The following is a 17,653-nucleotide window of genomic DNA, read 5'->3' on the forward strand; positions in this document are numbered from 1 at the left end:
TCGAGTGGTTGTCGCAGCGCCAGTCTGCTCCCTCGCCCCGCTTGCGGGGCGGGGTCGGGGTGAGGGGGAGTCTCCGCGGGGGAGGTGAGATTTAGATTCGTGGAGAGTCCCCCTCACCCGGAATCCGCGCTGCGCGCGCATTCCGACCTCTCCCCGCAAGCGGGGAGAGGTGAAGAATCAAGCCGCGACGCGCTCGCCGCTGGCGAGGAGGGCGGACAACTGCCTCGTGTCCGCAACCACGCGCACGACCATCGGCTCGTCGCGGCCGCGGATCGCGACCTCCTGCTTCGGCAGCGCGTCCTCGTGAAGCCCGGCGGTGCGCCGGACTTCCTCGGAGACGATCGCCTCGCAGGCAAGCGTCTTGGTCATGTCCTGGAGCCGGGCGGCGACGTTCACGGCGTCGCCGAGCGCGGTGAAGACGATATGGTCGCGATAGCCGATGTCGCCGATGATGACCTCGCCGCCATGGACGCCGATGCCGAAGCGGATCGGCTGGTGCAGATCGTGGCTCAGGAGCTCGTTGAGCTCGTCCACATGGGTCGCGATGCCAGCGACGGCCTGGAGCGCCTGCCGGCAGGCGGTGTGCGGATCGCTGCTGAGGCCGAACAAGGCCAGCATGCCGTCACCGACGAACTGGTTCGGCTGGCCGCCGTTCTCGATCACGGCCTGTGACACCGCACCCAGGAAGCGATTGACGATGAAGACGGTGTCGAAAGGCAGGCGTTTCTCGGCGAGCTGGGTCGAGCCGCGCATGTCGACGAACAGGCTGACGAGATAGCGCTCCTGGCCGATCCGCGCCGGCGACGACGCCTGCGCGTTGGCTGACAGCATCTGCGGCATGAACAGCTGGAAGAAGGAGAGGTCCGAGGTCGGCCGCAGCTGGCAGGCGAGGCGGATCGACGGATCGGCGCTGCCGACGCGGGCCAGCACGAAGGCCTCGCGTTGCGTCGGTTCGGGCAAGGCGCCATGATCGCCGATGATGCGGATTCGGCAGGTCGAGCAGCGGGCGCGGCCGCCGCAGACGCTGGCATGCGGCACGTTGTGGCGCAGGCTGGCTTCCAGCACCGAGAGACCCTTGGGTACGCGCACCGTCTTGCCGTTGCCGTAGGACAGCACGATCATGCCACCGCGCCGCTCGCGCCAACCGCGCACGCCGCGCGCAAGCAGCGTCAGTCCCAGCAAGCCGAAATAACCGATCGTCAGTCCGCCGGCGATGCGGTCGAGCGTGTCGGCCTGTTTGAACGTGCCGACCTCGCGCTGCGTGTAGTTTTGCTTGCGCCAATCTCCGTCCTCACTGTCGGCGGCGACACTGCGGCCACCCTGGTAGATGCCGAGCAGCGCCAGCGTCGGGATCAGCACGGCGGCCGCCAGCAGATACGGCGCCGCGCGGACGAAGAACGGTTTGAGCCTGAGCCAGAAATAGAGGCCGATGCAACCGTGCACCCAGGCGACGATCAGCAGGATCGTCATCGTCCAGAGCCGGCCGGGCGCGGCGACGAAAAACAGATAGAGCTCCTGCGGGTACAGCTTCTCATGCCCGTACAGCGTCTGGCCGAGCCGCACGCCGATCACATGCGCCATCACCAGCGCAGGGATGCTCAGGCCCAGCACCAGCTGCAGCGGCTCGATCGTCCGCCAGCGGAACTGGCGGCGCTGGTACAGCGCATAGACGCCGAGCCCCATGTGGGTCAGCGCGGCGGTGTAGAACACGATGGCGACGGGCAGGAACTGCCAGAACGCCATGTGGTAGGTGACCCCGACCTGCATGGCATCGACCGAGATGTTGCCGAGCGCATGGTTGAGGAAATGGCTGACCACGTAAGAGAACAGGATGACGCCGCAGGCCAGCCGCACCTGCCGCGCGCTGGTCGAGCGGACGAGTTCGGGCAATCGTGAAAGCGCGGTCGCGGCCATGATTCGGGTTGTACCAGTTCACTGAGGAGAACAGCCAGTAGAGAGTTAAATTCCGCGCGTGAACGGCCTCTCCGATCACATGCGCGGCAAGGTTATGTAACGGTAGGCATTCGCAGCATCGTAGGGTGGGCAAAGGCGCTCTTGCGCCGTGCCCACGCACCCCTAGGTGGTGGGCACGCTTCGCTTTGCCCACCCTACGAGTCCGTCCGGAACGGCAGACGTCGACCGCGCCAGCCCCCACATTGACTCCCCATCCCAAGTCAGGGAAAAGCTCGGCCGTGACGATCGCTCCCGACATCGCCGTGAAGCCCGATGGCACCTCGCGCCGGCCGCTCGTCGTGGCCGCGCTGGTGATCGCCGCGATGACGGTGCTGCGCACCGTCTACGCCTCCGCGATCGAGCTGCGGACCGACGAGGCCTATTACTGGACCTGGTCGAAGGAGGCGGCGCTGAGCTTCCTCGATCATCCGCCCGGCATTGCCTGGCTGATCCGCTTCGGCACCGCGATCTTCGGCGACACCGTGCTTGGCGTCCGCTTCGGTGGCATTGTCGCGATGCTGGTGACGCAGCTGTTGCTCGCCGACATCGTCCGCCGCCTCACCCATGATGTGCGCGCGATCGTGGTTGCGGTGCTGATGCCGGAGGCCGCGCTCTACTACGGCCTGTTGATGGCCAAGGTCGCGCCCGACGTCGCCATGATTCCGTTCGCGGTGGCGATGATGTGGGCCCTGGTGCGGCTGACGCAAAGCGGGGACGGCCGCTGGTGGCTCGCGGCCGGCATGTTCGCCGGCCTGTCGCTGCTCTCGAAATTCACAGCGATCATGTTCGCGCCGGCGGTCGCTGCGTTCCTGCTGATGCCGGATTGGCGCTGGCGCTGGTTGCGCAGCCCCTATCCTTATCTGGCGGTACTGATTGCGATCGCCGTGTTCTCGCCGGTGCTGATCTGGAATGCGCAGCACGATTGGGCCTCGTTCCGTTTCCAGGGCGTGCGCGCCACCGCCAATTACGGCATCTCGCTGCGGACCATCGGCGACTATCTCGGCCTGCAATTCGGCCTGGTCGGGTTCGTCATGCTGCCGGTGGTGCTCTCGGGGCTGGTGATGACGGCGTGGCGCGGCTATCGCAAGCGCGAGCCGGTTGCGATCCTGCTGTCGACGGCGGTGCTGGTGCCGTTCGCTTATTTCTTCATCAAGTCGCTGACGCTCAGGGTCGGCGACACCTGGCCGATGTTCATGTGGCCGGTGGGCTTTGCTGCCGCCGCGGTGAATCTGGCGATGCTGCCGAAAGAAGGCTGGTCGGCGCGCACGATCCGCTCGATCATCTTCTGGGTGAATACGGCACTGGTGTCGGGCATCGCCTTCGTCGTGATCGTGTTCCTCTATTACGTGGCCGCGCCCTGGAATTTCCTCGGTAAAATGGATCCGATCGGCGCCGAGGCCGGCTTTGAGCAGGTTGCCGCGCGCGCACAGGCCGCGCTCGATGAGACCGGTGCGACCTGGATCGCGACCACGGACTACCGCACCTACGCCATGATGCGCTGGATGTTCCGCGGCCGCGTGCCAGTGGTCGAAATCAGCGAGCGCGGCCGCTTCCAGGATTTCCGCGACCCCGGCATCGACCGGATCAAGGGGCAGGCGGGAATCTATATCGGTCGCCAGCCCGATGATCGCTCGCCTCTATGGAATTCGATCCCCGCGACCCGCCTGCCATTGGCTCAGGTTGAACGTCGCTGGCGCGGTGTCCTGATCGATATCTATACGATCGACAAACTCACCGGATGGACCCCGGAGCTCTCGCCGTCAAAGGACTCGCCGCTGTTCCAGTGGCGGGTGCTGGCGGGAGAGTTCAGCATGAGAGCGGCAGACTTCTTCTTACCCTCCCCTGGAGGGGGAGGGTCGATCGCGCGCAGCGTGAGCGGGGTGGGGTGATCTCTCCACGCGCGCAGTGTTGGACGCGGAGGGGCCGTCACCCCACCCCGTCTCACATTTCGCTGCGCTCAATGTGAGCCGACCCTCCCCCTCCAGGGGAGGGTAAGAAGAGCGCTACTCCTCGTCCTCTTTCCTTCGCAGCAGATCCGTCGCGAGGTCCGACAGCTTTGGCGGCGGCAGGGCTGCGAACGGCAGCGGCCTTGTGACGTCGATCGCGGCCAATCCCAGCCGCGCCGTCAGCAGTCCGTTGAGCATGCCTTCACCCAGCCGCTGCGACAGCTTTGCCGCAATTCCGTGCCCCAGCATCTGCTGCACCAGGCTGTCGCTCGCCGCGAGGCCGCCGGTGATGGCGAGGTGGGCGATGACGTGGCGGAGCAGGCGGATCATGCCGAGCGCGCCGGGCCGGCCGCCATACAGCCGGGCCAGCTGGCGGATCAGGCGCAGCGAGACCACGAACACGAACAGCACGTCGAACAGCGCGCGCGGCGACACCGCGGTGACGATCGACACCCGCTGGGCCGCTGACGACACCAGCCGCCGCGCCTCCGCATCCAGCGGCGACATCAACTCGCGCTCGGCGAGCCGGATCATGTCGGCGCCGTCGATGATCTCGCCGGTGTGGCTCTCGAGCGCGGCACGGGCGCGCGCGAGCTGCGGGTTCTGGTGCGCGATCGCGATCAGGTCCAGCACGACGGCGCGGCTCTCCTTGCGATCGTCGCTGGCGAGCACGTCGGCGGCGCGCCGATGCAGCTTCTCGATGGTCGCAAGCCGTGCGAGGCCAACCGCCTCGCGTCCGGTCATCACCGCGAGCGCCAGCGCGGTGACGAAGGCGAGCGCGAGCCCGACGAAGCCGAGGCTCTCGCTGCGTGCGAACAGATCCTCGATCAATTGGGTCACGCCAAGTCCCATGCCGAGCAGCGTCAGTCCGGCGAGGCCGGACCAGAACAGCGCGCCCCAGGGAAAGCCGCGCCGCGCGGGGAGCGCGGTCGCGACGGGCACGGGCAGCGCCTGAGGATCGTGCTCCGGCGTGATTTGGATGGTCGCGCGGCCAAGCCGGCTCGCTTCGTCGGCCTCGGTGACGACGACATCGGGATCATCCAGCCGGAAGGTCGCCGGCCGCCGTGGCTTCGATCGGTCGTTCATGCGAGCTTGTCTCCGATCAGGAACTGCAAGGCACGGTCAAGTCGGATGTGCGGCAGCGCGGGCTCTTCCGTGCCTTCGCGCTCCAGCCTGGGCGGTCGGAAGCGCAGGAAACGGAAATCGCTCTTCTCCGCGGCTTGCGTCGACAATCCGCGGAACGCGTCGCTGCCGTTGAACAGCGGCTCGGGATCGATGGGCAGATCGCCTGGAAAGGTCGCGACCTCGGTGTTGCCGTCGAAGAACTCGCCGTTGGCGCTTTCGCCCGCGGCCGGGGTGCCAAGGATCGATGGCAATTTGTCGCGGCCATGCGCAACCTGCGCCTCGCGCGTGGCGCGCACGGCTGCGAGCGCGACGACGTCGATCTGCGCGCCTGTATCTTCCGCGCGCGCCACGGCGCGGGTCACCGCGCGGCGCAGCACGGCCTCCAGCCGGTCATGGCTGGAATGATGCAGATGATCCGCCTTGGTTGCCGCGAACAGGATGCGGTCGATGCGTGGCCTGAACATGCTGGAGAGGAAGGTGCTGCGGCCGATGTTGAAGCAATCGAGAATGCCTGACAGCGCGGCCTCGAGATCGTGCAGCGCCTCGGGGCCCGAATTGAACGCGGCGAGCGCATCGGCCAGCACGATCTGGCGATCGAGCCGGGCAAAATGATCCCGGAAGAACGGCCTCACCACGACGTCCTTGTAGGCTTCGAACCGGCGCGCCATCATCGCCCACAGCGATCCTTCCGGGGCCTGTCTGCCGACGGGCACGTCGAGCGGGGCGAAGGTCAGCGCCGGCGTGTCGGCGAGGCTGCCCGGCATCAGGAAGCGGCCGGGCGGCAACAGGCTCATCGCAAACCGCTCGTCGCGGCAGGCGCGCAAGTAACTCGTGAAGAGTTTTGCGGCCGCGAGCGTTGCCTGCTCGTCCTCGCGCGCTTCGGGTTTCAGCGTCGCAAGATGCGCGTGCCACTCGGCGGCAAGATGCGCGCGCGGCGTCTCGCGCGACAGCGCCAGGCTTTCGGCGGACCATTGCGCGTAGCTTTTCTGAAGCAGCGGCAGATCGAGCAGCCACTCTCCGGGATAGTCGACGATGTCGAGCGTCAGGGTGCGGTCGGCGCCGTTCTGGCGCTGATAGTCGATGACGAGGCGCAGTTCGCTGATGTCGACGGTCGAACTCGGCCAGCGCCGCTCCTCGATCAGCGCGCGCAGATGGCTTTCATAGGAAAAGCGCGGCACGGCATCGTCCGGCTGCGGCGCCAGAGAGGCCCGCGCGATCCGTCCCGATGAATAAGCCTCGAACACCGGAAACCGGCCGCCGCGCGTCAATCCGTGGATCAGCGCGGTGATGAATACGGTCTTGCCGGCCCGCGACAGGCCGGTGACGCCAAGCCGCACCGTCGGGTTGAAGAAGTGCCCGCCATAGTCGATCAGCGCCCGGGCCGACAGGCGCGCCTCTTCGACCATGTCCTGGAAACTGAATGCCATATGAACGCTAGGGGATCTCGGGCGGGCTGAACGGGCGACTGTTCACAAAAGTGGCAACTGCATGAAGAAAATCAAGCTTCATACTTCCACCGCCTTCTTGGGCGAACCAGCCCTTGAACGTCGCGTTAACTGCGAAAGACCAATATTGGACCTCATCGTCGCTTTCGGACCGCCATGCCTGTCTTCACGTTGAAACAGCTCGCCTCCCATTCGGTCCACGCCGCGGCCGATGCGATCGGCTGGAACTACGACCGCGCCGAGCTGATCGCCGACGGCATCGTCCATGCGATCGGCGTGCTCGCCGGTATCATCGCCGCGACCGTGCTGGTGGTGCTGGCGGCCGTCTATGCCGATGCGACCGACATTTTCGGCGTATCGATCTATGTCGCCGGGTTGCTGTCGATGCTGGTGCTGTCCGCGACCTATAATCTCTGGCCGGTGTCGCCGGTGAAGTGGCTGCTGCGGCGGTTTGACCATTCGGCGATCTACCTGTTGATCGCCGCGACCTACACGCCGTTCATCCTGGAGGTAAAGGACAGCGTGTTTGCGCTGACGCTGCTGGTTTGCGTCTGGTGCGTCGCGATCGTCGGCATCGTGCTGAAGCTCGGCTATCCCGGCCGGTTCGATCGCGTTGCCGTCGGCATCTATCTTGCGATGGGCTGGAGCGGCGTGATGCTCTACGGACCCGTCGTCAGGGCGCTACCCTCGCTGGCACTGGGCTTCATCCTGGCGGGCGGTCTGCTCTACAGCTTTGGCGTGATCTTCCACGCCTGGCGGCGGTTGCGTTTCCAGAACGCGATCTGGCACGGTTTTGTCTTGGCCGGCGCGGCATGCCATTATACGGCGGTGCTCGACCTCGTGTTGAGCTAGCTAAGTTCCGCGAAGCGGCATAGGCGGCGCGGCATCAAGACAAGAGCGGCATCAAGACAAGAGGAGACGTCGCATGCAGGTGACCGGCAAGGTCGTGGTCGTCACGGGCGGCGCCAACGGCATCGGCAAGGCGCTGTGCGAGGCCTTTCACAAGGCGGGTGCTGCCAAGGTCGTGGTTGCGGACATGGACGCCGCGAACGCGCGGGCCGTCGCTGCGACGGTCGATGGCGCGGCGTTCAAATGCGACGTCGCGCAGGAAAAGGACATCAGCCACGTCATCGAGGAGACCGAGCGGCAGTTCGGCCCGATCGAGCTGTTCTGCTCCAACGCCGGCATCGGCGGCGGCTTCGATCCGATGTCGGTCAATGCCGGCGGCGCCTCCGACGAGCCCTGGCAGCGCAGCTGGGCCATTCACGTCATGGCGCATGTCTATGCGGCGCGGCATCTCGTGCCCCGCATGAAAGCGCGCGGCGGCGGCTATTTCCTCAACACCATCTCGGCCGCGGGCTTGCTGTCGCAGGTTGGCAGTCCCGCTTACTCGACGACGAAGCACGCCGCGGTGGGCTTTGCCGAAAACCTCGCGATCTCGCACAAGGCGCACAATATCAAGGTCTCGATCCTCTGCCCGCAGGGCGTCGACACCAACATGCTGCGCTCGATCCCGAAGGGCCCGCAATCCGGCGATGGCGATCTGACACCGGAGCAGGTGGCGAAGGATGTGCTTGTCGGTCTCGAGCAGGAAAGCTTCCTGATCCTGCCGCACCCCCAGGTGCTCGGCTACATGCGCAAGAAGACCGAGAACTACGACCGCTGGATCGGCGGCATGGCGAAGATCCAGGCCAGGATGCGGGAGGAGTTCGGGAAGTAGGCGGAAGCACAATCTCGATGTCGTCCTGGCGAAAGCCAGGACCCATTACCCCAAGGAGCAGTCGTGGTGCGAGATCGTCATTACCAACCTTCGCCAAATTGGCTGCCGTGGCAATGGGTCCTGGCTTTCGCCAGGACGACGATGTGGCTAGGCGCGTTCCCTAATGCTTCTGCCCGTAGAGCACCGGCACCGCGGAATCCACGACGACCTCGACGAGACTCGTGCCTTCATGCGCCATCCCGCGCTTCAGCGCCTCGCCGAGCTCCGCGGCCCTGCTCACTCGCACCGCGTGGCAGCCCATGCCTTCGGCGAGCCGGACGAAATCGATCCCCGGCAATTCCAGTCCCGGAACGTTGCGCACCTGCATTACCTGGCTGAACGAGCGCATCGCGCCGTAGCCGGAATTGTTGACGACGACGATGGTCAGCGGCAGCTTGCGTTGGGCTGCCGTCCACAGCGCCTGGATCGAATACATCGCCGAGCCGTCGCCGATCAGGCACACCGTGCGGCTGTTCGGCTTACCAAGGGCCATGCCGACCGCAGCGGGCAGCGCGTAGCCGAGGCCGCCGCTCGCCATGGTGTAGAAACTGTCCTGCCCGCGCATCGGCAGGAATTTCTGCATGGCCGGCCGGTGCGAAGGCACTTCCTCGACCAGTGACGCGCCATCGGGCATCGCCTTCGACAGCGAATGCAGCAGGAAGTCGACCGGCAGCGGATCGGCCGCCTGCGGCGCCGGCGGCAGCGTGCGGCCTTTTGGCGGCGCGCGCTTGCTCTCGGGGAGCATGTCGAGCAACGCGCTGAGCGCCGGCTTCATCGTCGCGATGATGCTGGTGCCGACGGGCGTGACCGCCGCTGCATCGGGATCGTCCGTGATCTGGAAGATCGTCGCGCCGCCGTCAAAGATCGCGGCATGGCCCTCGACATGGAACGTGAACACCGGCGCGCCGATGACGACGACGAGGTCGTGCTCGCGCAGTGCGTCAGAGAGTTGCGCCGGCGAGGCGTGCAGGAAGCCCGCGAATTGCGGATGACGTTCGGGGAACGAGCAGCGCGCCGAGAACGGGCTGACCCAGACGCTTGCCTTGGCCTTCTCGGCAACGCGCACCATCAACTCCACGGCACCCGCGCGATCGACTCCGGGGCCGACGACGAGGGCCGGATGTTTTGACGCGCCCAGCGCGGCCACCAGCGCCTTGATTGCCTCGGGTTCAGGCCCGATCTCGCGGCTGACCTTGCGCGCTTCGACCGGTGCGGTCGCATGCGCCCAGTCGTCGATCGGGATCGACACGAAGGTCGGCCCGCAGGGCGGCTGCATCGCGGTGTAATAGGCGCGCGCGATCGCGGCCGGCACGTCCTCGGCCCGCGCCGGCTCGACGCTGTATTTCACATAGGGCCGCGGAAACTCGGAGGCGCGCTCGGCATACAAAAACGCTTGAAGCGGCAGGATCGAGCGTGCCTGCTGGCCTGCGGTGATCACCAGCGGGGTCTGGTTGCGATGCGCGGTGTAGATATTGCCGAGCGCATTGCCCACCCCGGCCGCCGAATGCAGATTGACGAAGCCGGCGTTGCGCGTCGCCTGCGCATAGCCGTCGGCCATGCCGACGGCTGAGGCTTCCTGCAACGCCAGCACATAATCGATGTCGTCGGGCCAGTCGCTCAGGAACGGCAGCTCGGTCGAGCCGGGATTGCCGAACACCTTGTTGATACCGAAGGCGCGCAGCAGGTCGAGTGTCGCCTGCTTGACGGTGATGGCCTTGCTCGTGGCTTTGCCATTCTTCGACATGGTTTCCATCCCGTGTTGTTTATTGATGCTAGCAGCCTCACCCCGTCATTGCGAGGAGCCCTTGCGACGAAGCAATCCAGGCTGTCACCGCGGAAAGATTCTGGATTGCTTCGCTGCGCTCGCAATGACGAGGAGGCAGCAATGCATCACCACACTGCCGTCCCCTTCATCGTCGGCTGCCCTTCTGCGTTCGCGGTCCACAGCTCCATGCTCTCGCCGCCGTCATTGGCGTTGATGGAAAACTCGCTGCCCTCGAACAGCGGCTGCACACCGCGATAGGTGAACGTCTTCGGCGGCTTGCCGCTGCGCAAGCGTGCCGCCATCTCGATGATCAGTGCGGCCTGCAGCGGGCCGTGGAAGATCAGTCCGGGATAGCCCTCGACCTTGGTGACGTAGTCGCGATCGTAATGGATGCGGTGGCCGTTGAAGGTCAGCGCCGAATAGCGAAACAGCAGCACGGGATCGGAGACATGCGTCTCGCGGTGTTGCGCCATGGGCGGCGGAGGCGGGACTTTTGCGGGCGTCGGCGCGTTGCTCGTCATCTCGCGATAGACGATATCCTGCCGCTCGCGGATGGCAACGCCGCGCGGTGAGGAGATGCTGTGCTCGACCGAGACGAAGCACAGCGTGCCGGTCGAGCCCGATTTCATCTGCACGTCGGCGATGCGCGAGGTCCGGGTCGATTCATCGCCGACGCGCAGGGGCTGCAGAAATTCGATCTCGCCGCCGGCCCACATCCGGCGCGGCAGCGGCACCGGCGGCAGGAAGCCGCCGCGGGTGGGGTGGCCGTCGGGCCCGAGCATCGACATCGGGAACACCGGCTGCGCCAGGCACCAATGCACCGTGAAGGGTGCGGCGTCGCCCGCCTTGGGCTCGCCGACGTCCTGGAACAGCGTCGCGCGCAGGCCCTTGACGAGCTGCGCAGTGACGATGTCGGTCGCCGCCGTGCTGCGGCCGATCCATTGCCGCAAATGATCGATGTCGAGCTTCTCGGTCATGACGCCTCGCTCTTCTTACTTCTTGGGACTTTCGCCGATCGCCGGCACGGCGCCGTAGCTGCGGGTCTCGCCGACGATGATCGGCGCCGGCGCGGGATAGCTGACGCGGCCGTTCGGCGTGTCGACCTCGATGCGGCGCAGATGCGGATGGTTGCTGAGGTCGGCCATGGTGTTGACCTCGGCGAACGCGATGTCGGCATCCGACAACCGCTTCAGCAGCTCGTCGCGCGTCATCCTGCCGAAGATATCCGCCACCGTCTCGTCGGTGAAATCGCGGTTGCGCACGCGCTCGACCATGTTGGCGACGCGAGGGTCTTTGGGCAGGTCGGGCTTGTCAAGCACCTCGGCGCAGAGCGTTTTCCATTCGCGCTCGCTCTGGATCGAGATCAGGATGTCCTTGCCGTCCTTCGAGGTGAACACGCCGTAGGGCGCGATCGAGGGATGGCGCAGGCCCATGCGCTTCGGCGGATTGCCGGCCTCCGCATTGAGCAGCGGCACGGTGCACCAGTCCGCCATCACGTCGAACATGGAGATGCGGATGTCTGCGCCCTTGCCGGTGCGGCCGCGCGCGATCAGCGCCTCCAGGATCGCCGCATGCGCGGTGGCGCCGGTCGCGACGTCGACGATCGACATGCCGACGCGCGAGGCGCCATCGGGATTGCCGGTGATGGAAGCAAGCCCGCTCTCGGCCTGGATCAGGAGATCATAGGCCTTGCGGTGCGCGTAGGGGCCGTCGTCGCCATAGCCGGTGATGGTGCACGAGATCAGCTTCGGATAGTCCTTGAGCAGGCGCTCGCGGGAGAAGCCGAGCTTGTCCATCGAGCCCGGCTTGAGATTCTGCACCAGCACGTCCGCGCTCGCGATCAGCCTCTCCAGCTCGGCGCGGCCCTCCTTGGTGGCGAGATCGACCACCGCCGATCGCTTGCCGCGGTTGAGCCAGACAAAGTAGCTGCTCTGGCCCTTGGCCGCCGCATCATAGCCGCGGGCGAAATCGCCCTCGGGCCGTTCGATCTTGATCACCTCCGCGCCGGCATCCGCCAGCCGCGACGAGCAGAACGGCGCCGCGACGGCCTGCTCGACCGCAATCACCCTGATTCCGTCAAGTGCTCCCATGGCCCGGCCTCAGTACGAACGGGGCATGCCGAGCACGTGCTCGGCGACAAAGGACAGCACGAGATTGGTTGAGATCGGCGCCACCTGATAGAGCCGCGTCTCGCGGAATTTGCGCTCGACGTCGTATTCCTCCGCGAAGCCAAAGCCGCCATGGGTCTGGATGCAGGCATTCGCCGCCTCCCACGAGGCGTCCGCCGCCAGCATCTTGGCCATGTTGGCCTCCGCGCCGCAGTCGAGCCCGGCCTCGTATTTGCGCGTGGCTTCCTTCACCATCAGTTCGGCGGCGCGCATCGAAGCGTAGGCCTTTGCGATCGGGAATTGAATGCCCTGGTTCTGGCCGATGGGGCGGCCGAACACGCTGCGCTCCTTGGCGTAGTTTGTCGCCTTGGCAATGAACCATTTGGCGTCGCCGACGCATTCGGCCGCGATCAAGATGCGTTCGGCATTCATGCCGGACAGGATGTAGCGGAAGCCCTTGCCTTCCTCGCCGATCAGGTTCTCCGCCGGCACCTTCATGTCGGTAAAGAACACTTCCGTCGTGGCGTGGTTCATCATGGTGCGGATCGGACGGATCTCGAGGCCATTGTTCCTGGCCTCGCGCATGTCGACGATGAACACGGAGAGGCCATCGGTGCGCTTCGTCACCTGCTCCTTCGGCGTGGTGCGCGCCAGCAGCACCATCAGGTCGGAATGCTCGGCGCGGCTGGTCCAGATCTTCTGGCCGTTGACGATATAGCTGTCGTTGCCGTCCTTGCGCGCGAAGGTCTTCAGCGACGATGTGTCGGTGCCGCTGGTCGGCTCGGTGACGCCGAAGGCCTGCAGGCGCAATTCGCCGCTCGCAATCTTCGGCAGGTACTTTGCCTTCTGCTCCGCATTGCCGTGCCGCAACACGGTGCCCATCGTGTACATCTGGGCGTGGCAGCCGCCGCCATTGCAGCCGGCGCGCTGGATCTCCTCGAGGATCGCGGCTGCCGCCGAAAGTTTCAGGCCCGCGCCGCCATATTCCTCGGGGATCAGCACCGAGAGATAGCCGGCCTCGGTCAGCGCGTCGACGAAGGTCTTGGGGTAAGCCATCTCGCGATCGAGCTTGCGCCAGTATTCGCCGGGAAACTGCGCGCAGAGCTTTGCGACGGCGTCGCGGATGTCGGCGTGGTCTTCGCTGTGGTGGTCTTCACTCATGGCGTTTTCCAATTGGTGCGGCGGCGAAGATAACGCCTGGCCGTCGCTGTGCGCCGTGAAAACGACGCCGGTCCCTATGCGCATTTGCCATAGCCTATGGAATAGCCGTCCCGGCTTGGCAAGCGTGGATTTCCGGCAGTGCAGCACGTCCCGTTGTGCGGCAAATCGGGCGGCCTGGCCTCGTGCTCGCAATGACGGAGGATAGAGTTTACCCCGGGATCCGCACCGGCAGCGTCTCATATCCCTTGATGAAGCTGGAATAGATCCGCTTGGGCTCGCCGACCACCTCGATCCGGTCGAACCGCTTCAGCATCTCCTCCCAGACGATCTTGAGCTGCAATTCGGCGAGCCGCATGCCGACGCAGCGGTGGATGCCGAAGCCGAAGGAGAGATGGGTGCGCGGACGGGCGCGGTCGATGATGAACTCCTCGGGACGCTCGATCATCTCCTCGTCGCGATTGCCCGAGACATACCACATCACGACGCGATCGCCCTTCTTGATGTGCTTGCCGTTGATCTCGGTATCCTGGAGCGCGGTGCGGCGCATATGCGCCAGCGGCGTCTGCCAGCGGATCACCTCCGGCACCATGGTGTCGATCAAACCGGGATTGGCGCGCAGCTTGTCGTACTGCTCGGGGTTCTCGTTCAGCGCCAGCACCGAGCCGGTCATGGTGTTGCGCGTGGTGTCGTTGCCGCCGACGATGAGCAGGATGATGTTGCCCATCAGATTGTCGGGATCCATGTAGCGCGTCGCCGGATTGTGCGCCATCAGCGACAGCAGATCGTTGCGCGGTGCGGAGTTGACGCGCTCGTTCCACAGCTTCGACATGTAGGCGTAGCACTCGTCCATCTCGCGGCGGCGCTCTTCCGCCGAGGACACGATGCCGCTCTTGGGCAGCGCGGTCGAGACGTCCGACCAGCGCGTCAGCTTGCGCCGCTCCTCCCAGGGGAAGTCGAACAGGGTCGCCAGCATCTGCGTCGTCAGCTCGATCGAGACGCGCTCGACGAAGTTGAAGGTTTCGTTGCGCGGCAGATTGTCCAGCACGGTCTGTGAGCGCTGGCGGATCAGCTTTGCCAGCTCGTCCAGATGCGTCGGCGTGAACATCGGCGACACGGTCTTGCGCTGCGCCGAGTGCTTGGGTTGGTCCATCGCAATGAAGCTCGGCCAGTCGTAGCCCTCCGGCACGTCGCGGATCGCAATGCCGCCGAGCGTCGAGTCCGACGAGAAGATGCCGTGGTTGGTGTCGACGTGCATGATGTCGTTGTATTTCACCACCGACCAGTACGGCTCGATCGGGGCGTTGGTGCAATAGTGCACCGGTTCTTCCTTGCGTAGCCGCTCGAACCACGGCCACAGCGTGTCGTCCTGGAACAGCCTCGGCGCGCCCGGATGAAAGTTCTTCAGCGGCGTCGCATAGGCTTCCTCGCGCGCGCGCCGCATGCGCTCGGCCTTGTCGGCCTTGACCGGGGTCTGAATGTTCATGGGCAGTCGCTCCAGTTGGTCCTTCTTCGCCTCTCCCCGCTTGCGGGGAGAGGCCGGAATTCGGGCGAAGCTCGAATTCCGGGTGAGGGGGACTCTCCGCGAGTCCAATTCTCTCCGTCCGCGGAGACTCCCCCTCACCCCAACCCGCTCCCCGCAAGCGGGGCGAGGGGGTTTTCTTGCGTCACGCGGCAATCTTGACCGGCAGTGTTTCCAAACCTTTCACGAAGCTGGAATACACCCGCTTCGGCTCGCCCACCACGTCGATACGGTCGAACCGCTTCAGGATCTCCTCCCAGATAATCTTGAGCTGGAGTTCGGCAAGCCGCAATCCGACGCAGCGATGGATGCCGAAGCCGAAGGACAGATGGGTGCGTGGCCGGGCGCGGTCGATGATGAAGTCGTAGGGCCTCTCGATCGCCTCTTCGTCGCGGTTGCCCGAGACGTACCACATCACGACCTTGTCACCTTTCTTGATCTGCTTGCCGCGGAACTCAAAATCGGCGAGCGCGGTGCGGCGCATATGCGCCAGCGGCGTCTGCCAGCGGATCACTTCGGGCACGAAGCTGTCGAGCAGGGCGGGGTTCTCGCGCAGCTTGCGATATTGCTCCGGATGCTGGCTCAGCGCGAGAAGCGAGCCCGACATGGTGTTGCGCGTGGTGTCGTTGCCACCGACGATCAAAAGGATGAGATTGCCGAGGAAGTTCCGGGCATCCATGTCGCGCGTCGCCGCGCCATGCGCCATCATCGATAGCAAATCGCTCTTCGGCGGCTGCTCGATGCGCTCCTTCCACAGCCGCGCGAAATACTGCGCGCATTCCGTCAGCTCGACCTGCCGTTCGTCCTCGGTCGCGACCAGTCCGTCGGGGCCCGGGATGGTGGTCGCGATGTCGGACCAGCGCGTCAGCTTGCGGCGGTCTTCCCAGGGAAAGTCGAACAGCACCGCGAGCATCTGCGTCGTCAGCTCGATCGAGACCTGGTCGACCCAGTCGAACACCTCGCCCACGGGCAGATTGTCCAGGCACTCGGCCGAGCGCTTGCGGATGTTGAGCGCGAGATTGTCCAGATGCGTCGGCGTGAACATCGGCGCCACGGTCTTGCGCTGCGCGGCATGCCGCGGCGGGTCCATCGAGATGAAGCTCTCGCGGCGCAGATCGGGATCGATGTCGCGGATGGTGATGCCGCCGAGCGCGGAGGCCGAGGAGAACACCGAATGATTGGTCTCGATCTCCATGATGTCGTTGTAGCGCGTCACCGACCAGTACGGCCCGAACATCGAGTCCTTGCAATAGTGCACGGGATCTTCGCGGCGCAGCCGGTCGAAATAGGGCCAGAACGTATCGGTCCTGAACAATTCGGGGTCGCCCGGATCGAACTGCTCCAGCGGCAATGACGATGCCCGTTCGCGCAATGCGTCGCTTTTTGCCGTGCTTTCGATGGTCCCGTGCATGACCGCTCTCCCTGACCTGGACCGCGCGATTTTTCTGAATTCTGCGCTGCGGTATTTGATGTGCAATTACAGCCCGTTGTCAGCGTCGGAGCAAGTGAGAGTTTTACCACATCCAACCTTTAAGCGTGGCTGTGCCACGAACCTCACAATGTGATCCCGCGCACGTCCATGCCTGCGAATTCGTGAGAGAAATCGCTCGAAACAGCGGCAAATCGAACCGGTCCATATTGGGGATCGACTAATCTCTGATCTATAGTTTGAGCAGACCAGATCCGCATCTCGAGGTTGTTGTCGTGAATGACATGCAATGGACCCCCCAGGGTCCCTCCGAACCGGTCCCGCCGCCGCTGCCGCCGCTGCCGCCGACGCGGGTCGATTTCACCGGCGATCGCACCGGGTTCCGCAAAATGGTCACCAAGGGGGCCATGCTCGAACTCGCTACCTTCGGCTTCTACCGGTTCTGGCTCGTCACCGACATCCGTCGGCATCTTTGGTCGAACACGTCGATCGACGGCGACGCTGCCGAATATACCGGGCGGGCCAAGGAGCTGCTGATCGGCTTCCTGGTCGCGCTCGCGATCCTGGTGCCGATCTATGTTGCCTACTTCCTTGTTGGCATCGAGTTCGAGCGCTGGAAGGGCTTTGCCTCGACGCCGCTCTTCATCGCCTTTTACGCCTTCGGCCAGTTCGCGATCTTTCGCGCGCGACGGTACCGGTTGACGCGGACGGTCTGGCGCGGCGTGCGCTTCTGGATGGACGGCTCCGGCTGGCTTTATTCGCTCCGCGCGATGCTGTGGGGCGCGCTGGTGTTTCTGACGTTCGGCCTGGCGCTGCCATGGCGCGAGGCAGCGCTGGAACGCTACAAGATGCGGCATACGCATTTCGGCGATCTGCGGGGCGACTTCGAAGGCAACGGCTGGGAGTTCTTCAAGCGCGGCTGGTGGCTGTGGCTGCTCAGCCCGATCGCCATCGTGATCTTTCCGCTTGCGCCGTTCTTCTATGCCGAGTTCAAGGCGCGCGAATGGCGCTGGTGGCTCAATGGCCTTCGCATCGGCGGCGTGAGACTGTCTTCGGAGCTGCCGCATGACGCATTCTATGGCCTTTACTGGAAGATGATCGGCTGGTGGGTGTTGCTCTCGACGCTGTTCGGCTTCTATGTCACCGGCGCAACGTTGCTGCTCGCCAAGCTGACCGGCGTGCCGGCCGAGCAAGCGTTTGGACCCGGCCACGCTGCCAAGAGCATTCCGATGCTGGTGGCGATGGTGATCGGCTATCTCGCGCTGGTCCTTGCCATGAACATCATCATGCGCGTCTATCTCCAGCGCGATCTCTGGGCCAGGGTGCTGGAAACCGTCAAGGTGCATGATATCGGGGCGGCGGCCGACGTCCGCGCCAGCGGCGAGCTTGCCAGCGCGCTCGGCGAAGGCTTTGCTGATGGTCTCGATGTCGCAGGATTCTAGA

Annotated in this window: 13 protein-coding genes; 4 read left to right on the forward strand and 9 right to left on the reverse strand. The window is 65.1% G+C overall.

Features of this window, described 5'->3' with window-relative positions:
• Nucleotides 1-177: 177 nt before the first annotated feature.
• Entirely contained in the window at nucleotides 178-1,914 is a 1,737-nt protein-coding gene (locus JQ621_RS19615) for an adenylate/guanylate cyclase domain-containing protein (protein WP_212236301.1), read from the reverse strand.
• A 362-nt stretch (nucleotides 1,915-2,276) separates the two neighbouring features.
• On the opposite strand from JQ621_RS19615, the gene JQ621_RS19620 reads away from it, so the two are divergent.
• Nucleotides 2,277-3,842, forward strand: a complete 1,566-nt coding sequence (locus JQ621_RS19620) for a glycosyltransferase family 39 protein (protein ID WP_212236335.1) — start codon at nucleotides 2,277-2,279, stop codon at nucleotides 3,840-3,842.
• Between the two features lie 114 nt (nucleotides 3,843-3,956).
• On the opposite strand, the gene JQ621_RS19625 is transcribed toward JQ621_RS19620, so the two are convergent.
• On the reverse strand, nucleotides 3,957-4,985 hold the full coding sequence (locus tag JQ621_RS19625) for a YcjF family protein (RefSeq protein ID WP_212236302.1): 1,029 nt from the start codon (nucleotides 4,983-4,985) through the stop codon (nucleotides 3,957-3,959).
• Entirely contained in the window at nucleotides 4,982-6,451 is a 1,470-nt protein-coding gene (locus tag JQ621_RS19630; protein WP_212236303.1) for a YcjX family GTP-binding protein, read from the reverse strand. The genes JQ621_RS19625 and JQ621_RS19630 overlap by 4 nt, the downstream gene beginning before the upstream one ends.
• Nucleotides 6,452-6,625: 174 nt before the next feature.
• Here JQ621_RS19630 and trhA point away from each other — a divergent pair, with 174 nt between their 5' ends.
• Nucleotides 6,626-7,321: a PAQR family membrane homeostasis protein TrhA gene (gene trhA / locus JQ621_RS19635; protein ID WP_212236304.1), complete on the forward strand. Its 696-nt coding sequence runs from the start codon at nucleotides 6,626-6,628 to the stop codon at nucleotides 7,319-7,321.
• Nucleotides 7,322-7,394: 73 nt separating this feature from the next.
• Nucleotides 7,395-8,189: an SDR family oxidoreductase gene (locus tag JQ621_RS19640; RefSeq protein WP_212236305.1), complete on the forward strand. Its 795-nt coding sequence runs from the start codon at nucleotides 7,395-7,397 to the stop codon at nucleotides 8,187-8,189.
• 160 nt (nucleotides 8,190-8,349) lie between these two features.
• On the opposite strand, the gene mdlC is transcribed toward JQ621_RS19640, so the two are convergent.
• From mdlC to JQ621_RS19670, 6 genes are all read right to left on the reverse strand, one after another.
• Nucleotides 8,350-9,972: a benzoylformate decarboxylase gene (gene mdlC / locus JQ621_RS19645; protein WP_212236306.1), complete on the reverse strand. Its 1,623-nt coding sequence runs from the start codon at nucleotides 9,970-9,972 to the stop codon at nucleotides 8,350-8,352.
• Nucleotides 9,973-10,118: 146 nt separating this feature from the next.
• On the reverse strand, nucleotides 10,119-10,970 hold the full coding sequence (locus tag JQ621_RS19650) for an HTD2 family dehydratase (protein ID WP_212236307.1): 852 nt from the start codon (nucleotides 10,968-10,970) through the stop codon (nucleotides 10,119-10,121).
• Nucleotides 10,971-10,985: 15 nt separating this feature from the next.
• Nucleotides 10,986-12,083 carry a CaiB/BaiF CoA transferase family protein gene (locus JQ621_RS19655; RefSeq protein WP_212236308.1) on the reverse strand — a complete coding sequence of 366 codons (1,098 nt, stop codon included), beginning with the start codon at nucleotides 12,081-12,083 and terminating at the stop codon, nucleotides 10,986-10,988.
• 9 nt (nucleotides 12,084-12,092) lie between these two features.
• On the reverse strand, nucleotides 12,093-13,262 hold the full coding sequence (locus tag JQ621_RS19660; RefSeq protein ID WP_212236309.1) for an acyl-CoA dehydrogenase family protein: 1,170 nt from the start codon (nucleotides 13,260-13,262) through the stop codon (nucleotides 12,093-12,095).
• A gap of 208 nt (nucleotides 13,263-13,470) precedes the next feature.
• Complete coding sequence (locus JQ621_RS19665) at nucleotides 13,471-14,745, reverse strand: cytochrome P450 (protein ID WP_212236310.1); 1,275 nt, start codon at nucleotides 14,743-14,745, stop codon at nucleotides 13,471-13,473.
• A 181-nt stretch (nucleotides 14,746-14,926) separates the two neighbouring features.
• Nucleotides 14,927-16,192: a cytochrome P450 gene (locus JQ621_RS19670; protein ID WP_212236311.1), complete on the reverse strand. Its 1,266-nt coding sequence runs from the start codon at nucleotides 16,190-16,192 to the stop codon at nucleotides 14,927-14,929.
• A gap of 302 nt (nucleotides 16,193-16,494) precedes the next feature.
• On the opposite strand from JQ621_RS19670, the gene JQ621_RS19675 reads away from it, so the two are divergent.
• Complete coding sequence (locus tag JQ621_RS19675) at nucleotides 16,495-17,652, forward strand: YjgN family protein (RefSeq protein ID WP_212236312.1); 1,158 nt, start codon at nucleotides 16,495-16,497, stop codon at nucleotides 17,650-17,652.
• The last annotated feature ends 1 nt before the right edge of the window (nucleotide 17,653 follow it).

Source organism: Bradyrhizobium manausense (assembly GCF_018129685.1).
GTDB classification, from domain to species: Bacteria; Pseudomonadota; Alphaproteobacteria; order Rhizobiales; family Xanthobacteraceae; genus Bradyrhizobium; species Bradyrhizobium manausense_D.